General features: G+C 53.2%; 11 protein-coding genes and 1 pseudogene. 11 read left to right on the top strand and 1 reads right to left on the bottom strand.

The features are described from left to right. Complete coding sequence (locus LBJ36_02575; GenBank protein MDR1377922.1) at positions 1–1,431, bottom strand: hypothetical protein; 1,431 nt, start codon at positions 1,429–1,431, stop codon at positions 1–3. 174 nt (positions 1,432–1,605) lie between these two features. Here LBJ36_02575 and hflK point away from each other — a divergent pair, with 174 nt between their 5' ends. From hflK to LBJ36_02520, 11 genes and pseudogenes are all read left to right on the top strand, one after another. Continuing rightward, entirely contained in the window at positions 1,606–2,655 is a 1,050-nt protein-coding gene (gene hflK / locus LBJ36_02570) for an FtsH protease activity modulator HflK (GenBank protein MDR1377921.1), read from the top strand. 1 nt (position 2,656) lies between these two features. Then, a complete protein-coding gene (locus LBJ36_02565) occupies positions 2,657–3,520 on the top strand; it encodes a protease modulator HflC (GenBank protein ID MDR1377920.1) in 864 nt (287 codons plus the stop codon). Between the two features lie 25 nt (positions 3,521–3,545). Next, positions 3,546–4,637, top strand: a complete 1,092-nt coding sequence (dprA, locus tag LBJ36_02560) for a DNA-processing protein DprA (GenBank protein ID MDR1377919.1) — start codon at positions 3,546–3,548, stop codon at positions 4,635–4,637. A gap of 135 nt (positions 4,638–4,772) precedes the next feature. Beyond that, positions 4,773–5,117, top strand: coding sequence for a hypothetical protein (locus LBJ36_02555; protein MDR1377918.1), 345 nt, complete (start codon positions 4,773–4,775; stop codon positions 5,115–5,117). Further along, positions 5,117–7,405: a type I DNA topoisomerase gene (gene topA, locus LBJ36_02550; GenBank protein ID MDR1377917.1), complete on the top strand. Its 2,289-nt coding sequence runs from the start codon at positions 5,117–5,119 to the stop codon at positions 7,403–7,405. The genes LBJ36_02555 and topA overlap by 1 nt, the downstream gene beginning before the upstream one ends. Before the next feature lie 9 nt (positions 7,406–7,414). Continuing rightward, positions 7,415–8,821 (top strand): methylenetetrahydrofolate--tRNA-(uracil(54)-C(5))-methyltransferase (FADH(2)-oxidizing) TrmFO, encoded by a 1,407-nt coding sequence (trmFO, locus tag LBJ36_02545; GenBank protein MDR1377916.1) that lies wholly within the window; start codon positions 7,415–7,417, stop codon positions 8,819–8,821. A gap of 54 nt (positions 8,822–8,875) precedes the next feature. Then, entirely contained in the window at positions 8,876–12,181 is a 3,306-nt protein-coding gene (locus tag LBJ36_02540; GenBank protein ID MDR1377915.1) for a response regulator, read from the top strand. Between the two features lie 14 nt (positions 12,182–12,195). Beyond that, a complete protein-coding gene (locus LBJ36_02535) occupies positions 12,196–14,025 on the top strand; it encodes a phosphodiester glycosidase family protein (GenBank protein MDR1377914.1) in 1,830 nt (609 codons plus the stop codon). An 871-nt stretch (positions 14,026–14,896) separates the two neighbouring features. Further along, positions 14,897–15,298, top strand: coding sequence for a hypothetical protein (locus tag LBJ36_02530; GenBank protein ID MDR1377913.1), 402 nt, complete (start codon positions 14,897–14,899; stop codon positions 15,296–15,298). Between the two features lie 64 nt (positions 15,299–15,362). Next, positions 15,363–16,151 carry a WYL domain-containing protein gene (locus tag LBJ36_02525; GenBank protein ID MDR1377912.1) on the top strand — a complete coding sequence of 263 codons (789 nt, stop codon included), beginning with the start codon at positions 15,363–15,365 and terminating at the stop codon, positions 16,149–16,151. Next, positions 16,088–17,076: pseudogene (locus LBJ36_02520) on the top strand (DUF2828 family protein). The gene LBJ36_02525 and the pseudogene LBJ36_02520 overlap by 64 nt, the downstream one beginning before the upstream one ends. The last annotated feature ends 282 nt before the right edge of the window (positions 17,077–17,358 follow it).

Genomic DNA, 17,358 nt, shown 5'->3' with positions numbered 1-17,358 from the left:
TTAGTCCTCCTGTTTCCGCGGCGCAAACATCTGAATAAACGTTTTGTGTGTATCGCGAGGCAAAATACGATAGCCTTTTTTCTCTTTGGTGATCCACAAAAAATAGTCCTTGTAAAACGAGGCGGCCATTTCCAAAATGGATTTGCCCTTGTTGTCTTTGATATTTTCGTAGGCGTTTTTCAAAACGCGGTCCTCGTCGCTGTCCCAGCGAAAAGTTCCCAGTCCGTAAGCGACGGCCTTGTCCGGGGACGTGTTGGGAAACGCCGGCAACAAAATCGTGTGATCCTCCCAGTCGTAAGTCCCAAACCCTTGACCGGGAACGAAAATCACTTGAGGAACGCCATACATGCGAATACGGGGCACGGCCAACATGTCAATATCGTTGTCGCTCATCTCCTCCACCATTCGAGAGGCGGTCTCGTAGAGCATGGGCACGGCGTCTTGGAGGCAGAAGAGTGACCTTTCGCACCGGGCCACTTTGGCAGGGACCGCCAGATATTCTTTCTTTTTAACGAGCATGTTTTTGAGTTCTTTGCGCATCATTTGCTGAGAGAACTGAGAACACGCGTTGGAAATCCTCTCGGCTCGCCGCTGGGTCTTGTCGGCCTCCTGGAGGCTGTAAATGATTTTTTTCGCTAGGATCTTCGTGGACTCGTGCAGGGCGGTGAACATCTCCAGTTCCGGCAGGCCCAAGGGATCCATATCGTTTTTTTGGGCGATGGAAAGCTGAATCTCCATAGCGCGCTCCGCCTCGTTGTAACGGAATCGCTCCTGGGACATGGCCTGTTTGACGTCGTTTTGAGCCTCGCGATACTCCTTTACCCGCATGGAAACTTTCGTGGAGACGATCAGATGTTTTCTCATATCGGCGACTAGAGACTCCAAGTCTCCCCCCGTCATATTCTTGGAGCGGGAAACGATTTTGAGGATCTCCGCGTCACGCTCTTTTTCCAGGGCCGAAAGGCGCTTGTTCAACTCCTCGATTTTGTCTTCTGTGCTTCTTCCGCAGGAAGAAACAGGGGAAGTCCCGCGCGTGATCATGGCCCAGCAGCCCGCGATGAAATCCGAAAAAGCCCGGTAAGAAAAAACTCCCTCTACGAACTTGGAACTCAATACCTGGTCCATGTCAAAGGCTTTGTTGCACGGGGTGATCGCGTCATTCAAAAATCCGAAATCGATGAAGAGGCGTTCTTCTCGGTCGAAAGTTAGCTCTGGCGGAAAAGACTCTGTCTGAGCGTCCAGGATCGCGAACAATAGTTCCCAATACTTGTCCGCAAACTGCTCCCAGGACTTCCTGGACCGGGTTTTATCTTCGCTTTTATTTGAAGCGGCGTAACGCAAATACTCCTCAATGATTTTCGTGGCCTCCTCCGAGACCTTGGCGACTTCCGGAACGTCTCTCCATCGTGTGAACCCGATTTTTTCGGCCATGTTGATCCCTCCGCGCTTTTCCACTTTTGCTTTTCCACTTTTCATTTTCCAGCTTGCCGTTCTTTTCTTTCCTCACTCACAGCCCTAGAATCCGATGTCAATTTTAGTATAACACTTCCACGCGCTATGAAAAAGGAAGGTAAAGGATATAATGATTTTTCGGGAGGGGATACAATGGCAAAAGTAATTATCATGCCGGACCCAGACGATCCGGGGTTCCAGGGAAAGCTCTTGCGTTTCGTTTTTCAACACGTCTTGTGGATAGTGCTCTTGGCCGTAGTCGTGATTACGGTACTAAGAAATATCTACACCATACCGTCGGGCTCCAAGGGAATCGTTTTGCGCTTCGGGGCAATCAGCGGGGTCGTGGACCCCGGGTTGCACGTGAAGCTCCCCTTCGCCGACGAGATTTACGTGGTACCAGCCGAGCGGAAACAAAGCCTGGAGTTCGGATTTCGGGTCGGTGGAACGGGCGAACTTCGGGGAGGCAATCTTCGAGGAAACGATTCCCCCATTGCGGGCGAGAAGCTCATGTTGACGAAGGACAACAAACTCATTGAGGTAGAGTGGGTCATGCACTTCCACATCGGAGCTCCGGAGGAGTACGTGTTCAACCTGCCAGGTTCTCCGACCGTCAAGGAAAAAATCTTGCGAGATCTGTGCATGTCCACGATGCGTCGAATTTTCGCCAGCGTGATGTTCGACGAAGGGTTGACCAGCGGTAAACAAAAGATCCAGGAGGAGGCGTTTCAGAGCCTTCAGTCCACCTTTAACGCATTGAAAATGGGGATTCAGATCGACGAGATCCTTTTACAGGAAACGAACGTTAGTGAGGCGATTAAAGAGGAATACAACAGCGTCACCACGGCAGAGGAACAGGTTAAGACCATGATCTACCAGGCCGAAGCCCACGCCAATAAGGTAGTTCCCGAGGCAGAGGGAAGGGCTTCAGTGCTGGTCAACGAGGGAGAGTCCTATAAGTTCCGGCGCATCTCAGAGGCCGAAGGCGAGGCCGCGCGGCTGCTGTTACTCCAAGAGGCCTACAAGCACAACCCCGACCTGACACGCCTCAACATGTGGGCCGAGGGCATGACGGAGGTCTGGAAAAAGCTAAAAGTTGTCTTCGTCGAGGGATTGAGCGATGCCGATGGCACACTGAAAATCTTGCCCTTGCCCACCGACACCATTTATCCGCGAACTGGTCGCCCGGAGGGAGGAAACTGAGATGAAAAAATACATCGCGATTCCGATGGCGGTGGGTCTGGTGGCCTTGGCCGCATTTTTCGGAGCCTTTTATATCGTCCCCACTAATGAGTACGCCGTGGTTACCCAGTTCGGCAAAATCGTCCGCGAGCACCGAACTCCAGGTATTCACGCGAAGATCCCCTTTTTGGACATTGTCTACAGTTACCCCAAGTGGGTCCAGGAGCATGACTCCGCACCGGTGGAGACAGTTTTGGGGGACAAGCGCAACGTCGTGTTCGATACGTTTCTGGTTTATCAGATCAGCGACCCCTCGGCTTTCCACGCCAAGATCCGCTCTCAGGAAACTCTAGGCCGCCGCATCGACGACATCATTTTTGGATCCATTCGTGTCGTGGCCGGTCTTTACACTTATGACGATATTTTGAACGGTAAGCGCGAGGAGATCATTGCCCAAACCACGGACCGAGTGAGGTCCCAGGCTCAAGAGATGGGCATAGAGGTGATTTTGGCGGCCATTCGTAACTTTACCCTGCCGGAGCAAAACCTCCAGGCGATCTACTCGAACATGAAGTCCGAACGCGTGCGCATCGCCCAGCGCATCCTGTCCGCGGGCACAGCGGAAGCCAACCGCATTACATCGGAGGCGGACCGCAAGGCCCAGGAGACCATTGCGTCTGCCGTGAAAAAGAGCCAGACCCTGCGAGGCGAAGGGGATAAGGAAGCTCAAATCATCATCTCAGAGGCTATGGGCAACGCTTACACGCTCTACGAACAAATGAAAGCCGTGGAGTTCTTTCAGAAGGGCCTGAAAGACGGCACCGTCCTCTTGGTCGACCCCAAAACAGGGTTCTTCAAATACCTGAATGACATGACAGGAAAATGACGGCGATAAATGCGTGGAAACCTGAATGAACGACGTTCTCAAAGCTAAATTGCTTTTGAACGCTTGTAAAGCGCCGTTCACCGCTTGGGAGACGCTGAAGAGCAGCGACGCTCCAGAAAGACTTTGGACAGAGGGAGAGCCCTTTTGGCGACAACTGGGGCTTCGTCCATCCTCCTCTGCAAGGCTTGGGGAACTGCTGGCCGAGCGCGACTGGCCCGAACGGGAAATGGATCGGGTCGAAGCTTTTGGCGCGCACTTCGTTACACTAGACGATCCGAGCTATCCCGTGCGATTGAAGGACCTTGCTTCTCCGCCCATCGGTCTTTATATTAAGGGAAAACTTGACTCTGTGAAACCCAGCTTGGCCCTGGTGGGGACCCGGCGATGCACTCATTACGGGCGGGTCGTCGCCGACGCCATTGGACGCTCGGCGGCCCGCGCGGGACATCAAATTATCAGCGGCGGAGCAAAGGGCATCGACGGCACGGGGCACCAAAGCTGTTTGGCGGAAAAAGGAACGACAGTGGCCTTTCTGGGCACGGGAGTAGACCGGGTCTACCCCGTGGAGCACAAGCCTCTTTTCCACGAGATCGCGGAAACGGGGGCGCTGATCTCCGAATACCCTATGGGCACAGGAGGCGACCCTTGGCGTTTTCCCGAACGCAACCGCCTCATTGTGGGGCTGTGCAATCGCTTGGTGATCGTGGAGTCGTCGGAGGACGGGGGGGCGATGATCACCGCGCGTCTGGCGCTGGATGTGGGGCGTGAGATCTGGTGTGTGCCGGGCCGCATCACCGATACGACCTCTAAGGGAACGAACGCTTTGATCCGCGATGGAGCCAATGTCTTCATCGACGTGGAGGATTTCATCGGCAAAATATCGGGTAAGTACGGGCAACTACTCTTGAACTTCGGAGAAGAAGCGTCAGAACCGCGACTCTCTGAAAAGGAAAAGCTCCTGCTAGAGTTGTTGCGACGCAAAGGAGGCCGTACTTTAGACGATTTGCTGGCGGAAAGCGGGTTGAGTTTCGTTGAAATCCAGATGTGTCTCGCTGTGCTTACCGCGTCAAACCTGGCTTATTCCTCCGGCCCAGGACGATTCAGTGCGGGAATGTAGATTTTTGCGACTCGATTGCCTTGACGCAGGGGGATATGGTATATATAGTGACGTCCACAGGCTCCGATACAACTACGGAGGAAATTCGAAGGGAAAACGCACGCGAGAGGTTTTTCCTTGAAAGGGAGAAGGCTTTTGAATAAAAATAGTGTCGAAGCCGCGTCTTCGATTCCGATAACGGTTCCAGCGATGGAACGACCAGGTTTTAGCGCTCGAAGAATTTTTCATCGTCTGGAACGTCAATACCTTTCCTGGGAGGCCCAGTCGATGGCTTATTGTCTTTTGGACTCTCAGTTCGTGCCGTTGAAAGTCACGGAAAACGCGATTCAGCAGGCCGTGGCTCTCGGAAGCATAAGCGGTGCCGCCGTGGATCTTCAGACTTTCGAAGCCCTGTTTCACGCCGTGGCGTTGAACCCTTCTTTCAGTATTCCCTTTGCCTTCGCCTCTTACCCAACGCCTTTCGGCTCGTGGATTTGTTGATGATGGTCAAACGCAAGACGACGCCGGAACCGGAGCTGAAGTTGAAAAAAAATCCGGCCAAAAAGAAAACCGAGAAAAGCGTCTCGAAGACCTTGGAGACAAAAAAATCAAAAAACAAAGAAAACGCGAAAACCAAAGAAACCGGGAAAACGTTGATTATTGTGGAGTCCCCCTCCAAGGCAAAGACCCTGTCCAAGATTCTGGGGTCGGGTTATATCATCAAGTCCAGCGTGGGGCACATCCGTGACCTGCCCCGTAGCCGCATGGCCATCGATATCGAGAACGATTTCGCGCCGGAGTACATTCTGGTTAAGGGAAAAGCTCCTATCAAAAACGAGCTAGCCGCTCTCTCCCAAAACGCCGCAGGCGTCCTGTTGGCTTCCGACCCCGACCGAGAGGGGGAGGCCATCGCTTGGCATCTGGCGGAACTTTTGTCCGTACCGCTGGACGAAAAATGCCGGGTCCGTTTTTATGAGATCACCGCCAACGCGGTGCGGGAGGCCGTCGCGCACCCGGACGTTATCGATCTACGCAAAGTGGACGCGCAGCAGGCGCGCCGCATTCTGGACCGGTTGGTGGGTTATACCCTATCTCCACTTTTGTGGAACAAGGTTCGCTATGGGCTTTCAGCGGGTCGGGTCCAATCGGTAGCGCTGGATCTCATCTGCGAGCGGGAGCGGGAAATCAAAAAGTTCATGCCTGAAGAATACTGGAGCGTCACGGTAAAAGCCGACGCGTCGGGAGCCAGCTCCTCTGAAGGGCGCAGCTATGAGCTGAAATCTGAAGGGCGCAGCTATGAGCTGAAAGTGGACCGTTGGGAGGGCAAAACCCTGTGGAAAAACAGTATGCCCCTCCTGATCAAGGACGGCGAGTTTGCCGAAACGATCATTCAGGAGATCCGCGGGAACGAAATTGTCGTCTCGGAATTTCGTCTGCGGGAAAGCCAACGCAAACCCCAACCCCCCTTCAAGACCAGCAGCCTTCAACAAGAGGCCGCGCGCCGTCTAGGGTTATCCCCTCGTCGTACCATGCGCATTGCCCAAGACTTATACGAGGGCCTGGATTTGCATGGTCGGGGGCATACGGGCATGATCACTTACATGAGAACCGACAGCCTCAGAATCTCGGAGGAGGCGATTGGGGCCTGCCGCGATTACATCACCTCCAAGTACGACCCCCGCTATTTACCGGGGAAACCCAACCTCTACACGGCCACCGGACGCAGCCAGGATGCCCATGAGGCTATACGTCCTACGGACGTGAACATCACTCCCGATTCGGTGCAATACGCGCTCTCCCAGGAGCAGTTCAAGCTCTATGATATGATTTGGCGGCGGTTCGTGGCCTCCCAAATGACCAATGCGGTGGTGGCGAATTCCACCCTTTTGGCAAGCGCGGGGCTGGTCGGTATGAGACAGTTGGGGGAAAGTTTGATTTTTGAGGGATGGAGCGTGATTTGGCCTCTGGAACTGAAGGGTGACACTCTGGAACCAGCCAAAGAGGGAGAACATTTGACCTTCGTCTCCGCCGAAAAAGAGCAGCGTTTCACCCGCCCTCCCGCCCGGTACTCCGAGGCGACCCTCATAAAAGCTCTCGAAGAGGACGGCGTCGGTCGCCCCTCTACTTACGCTACCATCGTGGAGACCCTCTACAACCGGGACTACGTAGAAAAGAACGAGGACAAGCGGCTGGCCCCCACCTCCTTGGGAATGATCGTGGACGAATTTCTGAAGAAGTACTTCGACCGAGAAAGCCTAGCGTCTATTGTGAACGCGGGTTTCACCGCCCAGATGGAAAAAGAGCTGGACGAAGTAGAAGAAGACAAGCGCAAATGGCTGGATGTAGTGAAGAGATTTTGGCAGGACTTTTCTCAGACCGTCGAGGTGGCGAAAGACGCGGCGAAGGTGGAGTTGCCGGATCCGGAACCCGTGGGCGAAGACTGCCCCCAGTGTGGCAGCCCCTTGGTGAAGAAGCGCGGTCGTTTCGGGGAGTTCATCGCTTGCAGTGGCTACCCAGAGTGTCGTTACACCCGCGCCATTCTAACGACCATCGGAGTCAAATGCCCTCAGTGCGGCGAGACGGCAGGCGGCGAAATCGTCAAGCGGCGCAGTAAAAAGGGTAAAACCTTCTTCGGTTGCTCCCGTTACCCGGATTGTGACTACATCGCCTGGAACCAGCCTACGGGCAAAAAATGCCCCGACTGTAGCGGCGACCTCCAGAAGAGGGGTAAGACGATCCTCTGCCCCACCTGCGGCTATAAAACGCAGGAAGAGTCCCTTGAAGCCTGATGAAGTCTGATGAAGCCTGATTGCGCTCCCGATATCGTCGTTGTGGGAGGCGGCCTTGCGGGATGCGAGGCCGCCTGGCAATTAGCCCATCGCGGTTTTCGCGTCCGGCTTTTCGAGATGCGCCCTTTTATTCAAACCCCGGCGCACAGCACCGCCCAGTTGGCGGAGATCGTATGCAGCAACTCCTTTGGTGGCGAGGGAGAGACGGGCGCTCCAGGCATCCTGAAGGCGGAGCTAGAACTGGGAGGCTCCCTCATCCTTCAATGTGCTCATGTCTCCCGCGTTCCCGCCGGAAGGGCTTTGGCCGTGGACCGTGAACGATTTTCCGAACTGGTGAGCGCCCACGTGGAATCCCACCCCCGCATCGAAGTCCTGCGCGAGGAAATGACTCGTTTACCCGACTCCGACTCTAAAACCCCGCTAGTAATCGCCACGGGGCCCTTGACCTCTTTTGCTATGGCCGAGAGCTTACAGGCCTTCGTGGGGGGAAATTACCTTTCTTTTTTCGACGCCGCGGCGCCCATCGTGACCTGGGAATCCATTGACATGGAAAAGGCCTACGCGGCGGGACGGTACGGGCAAGACGACGACTACATCAACTGTCCCATGAACCGAGAGGAATACGGCCTTTTTTACGAAGCTCTGGTGAAAGCGGAGCGGGTGGTTCCCCATTCCTTTGAAAGAGGGATGCGTTTTGAAAAGGACGCGTACTTCGAGGGGTGTATGCCCGTGGAAGTTCTGGCTTCCCGGGGTATGGACACTTTGCGATTCGGGCCGATGAAGCCGGTGGGGCTTCCAGACCCCCGGACCGGACGCGAACCCTACGCGGTGGCGCAACTACGCCGAGACAACCGAGAGGGGACCCTTTACAACCTGGTAGGTTTCCAGACCGGCCTAAAATGGGGCGAGCAGTCGCACCTGATCCACCTAATCCCTGGCCTGGAAAACGCGGAAATCGCGCGCTTCGGAGTCATGCATCGAAACATTTACGTCAACGCCCCCGTCGTGTTGGACTGCCACTTACGGTTGAAAAAACTGGGAAAAGAATCGGAAAATAAGGCAAATAAGGCATTGGAAAATCGCGACATTTTCCTGGCCGGACAACTAGCAGGAGTCGAAGGCTACATGGAAAGCACCGCTATGGGACTGGTGGCCGGGGTGAACGCCGCGCGGCTTCTGGCAGGCGGGCCTTTGCTTCATTGGCCCCGCGAGACCGCCATCGGGTCTCTTCTCACCTACCTGCAAAACGCGGAGACGGGGAAAAAAACATTTCAACCCATGAACGTCAACCTGGGCATTTTCCCTTCCCTTCCCCAGAATATGAGAGACAAAAAACAAAAAGCGCGCGCCGTTTACTCTCGCGCGATAGCCGCCACTCAGGCGTTTTGGGGCGGGACGCCATATGCTACAATTTAGAAAATAACAAAAAGCATAATGCATCCGAAGTCGCGTCCGAAAAGGTGGAGTAAAATGATTCCCGTTTTGCGGAAGGCCAAAATATCCAACGTCTGTTTCATGCTGGTGGTTATGATCTTGGGTATGGCCGTTCCTTCTCTAGTGATATTTGGATGGCTGAAAGCCCGGAACGAAAAGCAGGCTTTAAATTTGGTGACGGCCACGACTATGGAAGTGGCGCGTGGAGTTGCTTGGGCCGAACATGTCGTGAGTTCCTCTGATCAGCCCTATATCACGATCGTCACGTCCTATGACGAGAAGACCGCCATTGAGGACGCCTCCGCGGCCGTCACAAGCGGCACTCTTTTGATTGTCTGCGTCATCGTGGCCGGCAGTGTGTTCGCCATCCACCTGGGGAATCGCTATTTGGCTCTACCCCTCGAAAAACTTCTGGATGCTACGAAGCGCTTTACCTCAGGTGAGTTAGAGGCTCGTTCCGGAGTGGACTATAAGCTGGGCGAGGTAGGAATGTTGGCTCGCGCCTTTGACGAAATGGCCAACGCTTTGGAGGTTGAGGACAGTGAACGACGCGCCTTAGACGCCAAGTTAGCCCTCCATCGGTCGAGACTGGAGGACCTAGTCAAACAGCGCACCGAGGCTTTAGAGGATTCAAAAAACCACTCCCGGTTAATTTTGGACTCGACATTCGAGGGGATTATCGAACTGGACATGCAGTACCGAATCGCTTTCGCCAACAGCGCCGCTCTTTCCATTTTGGGAGAAACGGAGGAAGAGCTTTTATCCGCCAATTTTTTTGAAAAGGTCCCCTTGGTGGACCGGGACGGCACGATTTGCAAATGGGACGACTCCCCTCTGTTCCGGGCTCTGAAGGGCAAACGAAAAGCCCACGTTCCCGGTCTGGGATTTATGAGAAAAGACGGAAGCTGGTCTCCCGTCAATCTTTACGTGGGACCGCTCCCGCGCGAGGGATACCAGATGGGTTTTGTCCTCGCTTTCCTCGACCTAACGAATATGGTCGAAACTCACGAGATGATGGACGCCATCTACAGGACCACCGACAATGGCTATTTGACCATTACCGAAGACCTGAAGGTCCTCGACTGCAACCCCGCCATGGTACGTATGCTGAACGCGAAGACCAAGCACGAGATCCTGGAGAACTACTCGAAATTTTTCCCCTCTTTTCAACCAGATGGGGCGATCTCCCTTGAACGGTACTCAGAAGCCTTTCGTAAAGCGCTGCGGGAAGGTTCCGCCGCTTTGGAATGGGTCTACATCGATTCCAAGAGAGACCTCATTCCCTGCGATCTGACTTTGACCTTAATTCACGTGAACCAGCGTCGCCTGGTGGTCGCCAGCGTTCACGACCTACGCGATCAGCGTAAGGCTCAGGATGCTTTGAGCCAACAGCGCGAGCAACTCCAGAACATGTTGAACTCCACGCCCATCATTTTGGCTCTGATCGCCGATGAAGAGATTTCCATCGTCAACCAAAACGGAACCGTGCTTCTGGGCGTCACCGCAGGCGACTCCATGGCTTCCCTCTACGCTAGCCAGGAGGAGAGAGAGTTGGTGCTTCAGGCCATCCGCCGGAACGAACCCATCGACAACTGGCCCGTCAAACTGAAGGATAAAGAGGGCAACCAGTACGAGACCCTGTTGTCCTTGATCCCTTTTTTCCACGACGGCAAGAAGGTCTTTTTGGCCTGGATCGTTAACGTGACGGACTTGACGCGGGCCCGGAAGGCGGCGGAACAGGCCGCGCGCACGAAAAGCGAATTTTTGGCCAGTATGAGCCACGAGATCCGCACACCCATGAACGCCATCCTGGGAATGAGTCACCTCTGCCTGCAAACTCAGATGACGGAAAAACAACGTAACTACCTGAGCAAGATACATTCTGCCGCCACATCTCTTTTGTCCATCATCAATGACGTCTTGGACTTCTCGAAAATCGAGGCGGGGAAGCTGACCTTGGAGAAAGCCTCTTTCCGATTGTCGGAGATGTTCAAGAATCTATGGGACTTGGTCGCCTTCAACGCGGAAAAGAAAGGTGTCCTGTTTTCCCTGGACGTGGATAAAAACATTCAGGAGTATCTGGTGGGCGATTCCCTACGGTTACATCAGATTTTGCTCAATCTCTGCAATAACGCGGTCAAGTTTACGGAACGCGGCAAAATCATCCTTCACGCCTCCTCAGAGCTTCTAGGGGAAAAATGGGAGGAACACAAGGCGATCCTCCTGCATTTCGCCGTAGAGGACACGGGAATCGGCATGTCCGAAGAGCAGTTGGCGCGTATTTTCGTCCCTTTCACCCAGGCCGACAGCTCGACGACCCGCAAGTACGGCGGTAGCGGTCTGGGGCTTTCCATCTGCAAGCATCTGGTCGAGTCCATGGAAGGCCATATCGAAGCGGAGAGCGTGGAGAACCAAGGAAGCACTTTCCGTTTCACGGTCAAGATGGAAGCCGGCAAAGTGAAGAGCAACTCTTCCGCCATTGTGGACATTCAGGGCTTGCGGGTTCTCGTGGTCGACGATGACGAAAATGCTCTAGAAATCCTGGAGGAGACGTTGCACTCCTTAGACCTGAAGACCGACAGCGCCAGCTCCGGCTACGAGGCGTTGCGCAAACTCCGCGCGGCCATCGACGAGAAAAACTCCTATGCTTTTCTCATTTTAGATTGGCAAATGCCGGAGCTGGACGGAGAGGGCACGGTGCTTCGTATACGTGAGGAGATAGAAGAGGAAGATCAACCCCTGGTGGTGATGGTGTCCGCCTATGACGACGGAGAGTGCCGGGCGGTGTGCAGCAAGCTGAAGCTAGCCGGGTTCGCTCCAAAACCCATCAGTCGGTCAGATTTTTACGATATCTTGATTGATATCTTGAGCCGCGAGCACCAGACTTCCGAGAATCTGGAGGAAGCGCGGCATCATTACGACGATACCCCCGATCTGGAGGCGGATGTCCTTTTGGTAGAGGACAACCTGATCAACCAGGAGATCGCCATCGAGCTTCTGAAGCAGAAAGGGGCCAGGGTAGACGTGGCCAACAACGGCGTGGAGGCCATCGAGGCTATTAAGATCAAGCGGTACGACATGGTCTTCATGGACGTTCAAATGCCCGTCATGGATGGACTAGAGGCGACAAAGCGCATTCGGGAGCTTCCTGGTTGCGCCTCGGAGCATTTGCCCATCGTGGCAATGACGGCTCACGCCATGCAGGGGGACTATGAAAAAAGTATGCTCGCCGGAATGAACGCCCACGTTACGAAGCCCATCGACGTGGACGAGTTGTACCGGACATATCACAAATGGGCCGAAATAGGACTAAAAGCCCGGCAATCGGAGTTGCGGATTTGAAGGAGACGAGGTTTATGAAGTTTATTGCTGTTTCAAGGTCGCGCGGTTTGTCGCGTTTTCCAAATGTACTGAACTTGAAAACGAGTGCGTTTTTCTTTTTGTTTGTTTTTCTGTTTTTTTCCGCAGGAGCCGTATATGCTACCCCCCAGGTCGTGCGCAAGGACACTTTCTTATCTCAGCTGTTGGCGGCGCGGGGGTTCGAGACTAAAAACACCGCCAGGGAAAACGCCGCGACGATCCTCAAGAGCGGCATCGTGCCGGAATCCGTCTCCGATTTGGAGGACTCTGTGACTCGGCGGGAAGCCTTGCGCTGGATGATCCAGTCTCTGGGGCTCGCGACGGAGGCCCAGATTCTCTCGGACATCGATTACTCCGTCTTGAATCTTCGCTTCAGCGACGAAAAATCCCTGTCCCCATTGGAAAAAGGTTGTCTGGCTGTGGCAACCCTTATGAGGCCTCCTCTCTTCAAGAAAGAGGCAAAGACTTTTGACCCCACTCACAAGCTCGCGCCCGATGAAGCCAAAGTTTTGATCGCCAACGTGAGGCAGGCCAGCCGGAACTTGAAGCTGGAAATCCGCTTCGCCCCGGCACCCGGAATGGAACTTGAAATCTATCGAAAGGGGACCTTTAGCGGCGTACCCAAGTGGAGGGTTTACGTGGATGGCTTCGATGAAAAATCGGAGGTCGACGAGTTGCAGCGATTTTTCGCCTCCCAAGGCTTTAAAATGGCAGCCAGCAACCCCAACTACGAGTGGCGCCTTGGAAGCGAGCTGTTGGAGGACTACGCCCGTGTACGCCGATTAACAGCGCTGGCCAAGGACCGAGGCAAGTCCAGCCGTATTTTTTCGTCCATCAAAAACCTGAATCTGGAAAATCAACCCTTTTACTGGGCTCTTTTGAAGCTGGATCCTTCCTATTACGTTATGGAGCCTATCATCGCGCCGATGGGGATAAGGTCATTGGCGCCCCTATCATTCATGACGAGGATAAGCGGCGCCCAGGCGGCGATCAACGCGGGGTTCTTCGCCATAACAGGCCGCAATCAAGGCGCGCCCATCGGAACCCTCAAAATTGACAAAACCCTTGTCAATAAACCCTATCAGGGACGAACTTCCCTAGGTTGGTCCAAGGACAACCACGCGGCTTTCGGAAAAGTCTCTTGGGAGGGCAGGGTCCAGTTGGAGGCAGGGTGGTTGGCTGTCAATTCCGTGAATCACTACGTCAAGGGGAACACGCTCGTGCTCTATACCCAGCATTACGGCAGATCAACTCCCCACAACGATCAGGTGGTGGAGGTTCTGGTGGAGGATGGCAAATGTCTCTCAGTCAACTTCTCCGGAGGGACTCCTCTGAAGCCTGGACACTACGTTTTGGCCGGCTACGGCGCGAACGCGGCGGTTCTGGCGGAGTATCTGAATCCGGGAGATAAAGTGCGGGTCGAGGGGATTCTCAACGCGGGAGACCCCCAATGGCACAATATGGACTACATCATTCAAGCTGGCCCGTCCCTTATCCGCGACGGAAAAATCAAAGTCGAGTCCGAGGGATTCAGCGCTGCGTTTCTCAATTTGCGCCATCCCCGTTCCGTCATCGGTCTGACGAGGCAGGGCCAGTGGGTCTTTTTCGTGGGCGACGGGCGGGACGGAATGCACAGCGCCGGTTTCACACTCCAGGAGGTGGCGTCTATCCTCAAGGGAAACGATATGACCTACGCCCTCAACTTGGACGGAGGCGGGTCAACCCAGATGATGATAGGCAATAATGTCTACAACTCACCTTCCGATAAGAGAGAACGCCCTCTCAGCTATGGAGTGGGGGCAAAATTACGCGTCTCTCAGAGTTGAGACGCAACATATATAAACAACGAGGAAGTCTACCACCGCTGAGATCTGAGTTTACGGCTGTCTCGGTCATGGTGTAGACTTTCGTCGCTGTTTTTAGATATCCTGCTTTTATAAATTCAAATCCAGGTAGGCCCTTGTTATGGCCTCGTCCATGTACTTACTCATGGTTCTCCGGGGTTAGGCCGATGTAATGGATAAGCTGGGAAGCGGAGTCCTGCTTAAGGAATGTTGATGCCCATGACGAAAAGAAGCAGATTCCTTTAGCTCTGGCTTTGGAGGATTCTCTTCATCCGGTCGATTTCCGCCATACTTTTGATGGGCTCCACAATTAACATAGGAAATCTCCTTTCGCGTAGAGACGCAAAGCGACGCAAGGCCGCGCGTTTCTACTGTTCAGAATTAATGTCGGGGTCTCCTTTTTCTTTTTCCTGCTTTTCTCGCCCCTCTCGCTGACCGCCAGCTACGCGTCCCATTCCTCCGGACTCCGTACACGCTTTCCAGCATTGGCCTCACATTCTCTCGATTTTCTACAAGTACCGATTCGCCGACGCCAGCCTTCCGACGCAGGATAATAAGTTAAATATAATTTAATTATCCCGGGCCATTGGCCACGCGGATGATAAGGACTCCCGTAAGAAGATTATCCAGACTTTCTCCCTTATACTATTTAAAATACTCTCTAGACCGATTTTTCCTGATCGGCAAATAAAATGTTAGCGTTCGCTCATGGATACAATGAAACTGATAGGATCTGCTTGATGTTTTTGAGCGTGAGCAACGCCTGGACCAAAGGACTGGAACAAAGGAAACGTGATGTATCGCCAATTGGAGCTGGATTTTGGAGTTGGAGCTGGATTTTGGAGAATGAAAAATGGCGTATAGCGAACTCATAAAGAATTTTGACCGCATTCGTGACTACTTGCGCGATTTTTTCGTTTACGGTTTTAAGAATCGCGGAGAGTATGACGTGCAAAGCACGCGCAGCTACGATAACGAACGTCGCCGTATCGAGAGCTGGCTCGGTGATTATATGTCTTTCCATCGCGAAGCGTCAAGAAAGAGCGTGTTCATATCCATCGACAGTCGTTTGATTCGTCACAATCCGTTATACAACGCTTTCAAGGCGAAAACTTTCACGGTGAATGACGTTACGTTGCACTTTATTATTTTGGATATCCTCGCGGACGGGAACAGCCTATCTATGAGAGAAATACTCGAAAAGATCGACAAAGATCGACGCGGAATATTTATCCGCCATCGATACCCGCCTTGAGTTCGACGAATCGACAATACGAAAAAAGCTCGCGGAGTACGTAAAAATCGGACTTCTTTGTTCCATGAAATCAAGGAAAACCGTGTTATACCGTCGTGCCGACGATTCGGTCGATTTAAACGGCTGGCGTGACGCCGTGGCTTTTTTCTCCGAAATTGACCCGGTCGGGGTGATTGGCTCCTTTGTACTGGATAAATTCGAATCTTCTCCTGACTATTTCGGGTTCAAGCATCACTACATCCTTCACGCGCTGGAAAGTGAAGTCTTGCGCGATTTGCTCGACGCGCTCGGAGAACACTCGCGGGTAGAACTGCGCACCTTCAACCTCAGATACGGAAAACCTTTTGTTCATACCGTTTTCCCGCTCAAAATCTACATCAGCGTACAAAACGCCAGGCGATATCTTTTGGCATATAATTATCGCTTCAATATGATCACTTTTTACCGGCTGGATAGTATCCGGAATGTCACGACGAAAGAATACGAGCCTGATTTCGAGAAATATCAATCGAATGCCGAGAGTTTTAGAAAAACGCTTTGGGGAGTCGCGACATCGAAAAAGGATGCTCGCGATCACATCGAAATGGATATTCGCGTCGAAAAAGGAGAAGAATACATACTAGGGAGATTGGAGCGGGAAAAACGCAATGGGAAAGTCGAAACGGTAAACGAGGACACGTACCGTTTCACCGCCGAGGTACGCGACGCTACCGAACTGCTTCCGTGGATTCGGACTTTCATCGGGCGTATCGTCGATTTTCGCACCAACAACGAACATGCGGAAAAAACATTTCGCGACGACCTGAAAACAATGGAGCAAATGTACGGGGTGACGGACGATGCTGTTCTCTGAAAAAACTATCCTGTCTGCGCTCGTATATAAAAATCATCGAAAACAACCTGCGTACACGCGACTACACCTTCGCTTACGAGAAACAGCCTTCGAAGGCGATGTTCAAATATCGTAAGGCGTTTTTGCGCAACGACGGCGAACGTTACAGAGCTTTCATGAGCCGCGTTTCGGCGGGGGAAACGGTTCTCCACACAGGATCGCTGACGCCATACGACATCATAACGACATCATAGCGCCCGTCTTTTGGGCAGCAATGTCGGACGAAGAGCGCGCGGCTATTGACGTGACGTGGAAGGCGCAGGAGGATTTTACGAACGGCGAAAACGCCCTCGTTGTCGTGGACGGTTTGGGTTCTATGTACGATCGTATGAAACCCATGCCCGCAGCTATCGCGCTGTCGCTCGGCATCTATTTCGCCGAACGGAACACGGGGACGTTCCGCAATCACTTCGTGACGTTCTCTGAAATGCCGCGGCTCGTGGAGATCAAGGGCGCGGATATTTTGGAGAAGGTGCGTTATTGCGAAAGTTTCAACGAGGCGGCCAACACCAACATCCAGAAGGTATTCGAACTCGTGTTGAAAATGGCGGTGAAAAACAGCGTGCCGCAGAACGAATTGCCGAAGACGCTTTACTTCATCTCCGATATGGAGTTCGACTCCTGCACACAGGATTCGAAAATGACGAACTTTGAATACGCGAAAGAATTGTTCGCCCGCAACGATTATTCGCTGCCGAGAGTCGTTTTCTGGAATGTGGCAAGCCGCGACTTGCAGCAGCCAGTGACGATGAACGAACAGGGTGTCGTGTTGGTATCGGGAAGCACGCCCAGGGTGTTTTCGATGCTGAAAAGTGGTGTTTTATCACCATATATGTATATGATGGAAATTTTGGGTTCGGAGCGTTACGCTAAAATCACGGCGTAAAGCGACATCGATATTGACGAAGAGCTGCGGACTCATAAATCGGGTTCGCGGCTCTTTCATATAAAATAAATCATCAAATAAAATAAATCCTCAAAAGCTGGAGAAAAATTGCTGATCCCTATCAACATGCGCGACGGCAGTCTCGTCTGTATCGGCAAGGGCAATCCCGACTAGAACCATTCCGTGCCATACGGCGCGGGACGACTGATAAACCGCACGAAAGCGTTCGAGACTCTCTCAGGTGTCTGGACGTGAATTTTCCGCGAGGATTCCACGAGAGCG

The sequence above is a fragment of the Synergistaceae bacterium genome (assembly GCA_031267575.1).
GTDB lineage: Bacteria > Synergistota > Synergistia > Synergistales > Aminobacteriaceae > JAIRYN01.
This window is presented reverse-complemented; position numbering and strand designations above follow the sequence as displayed.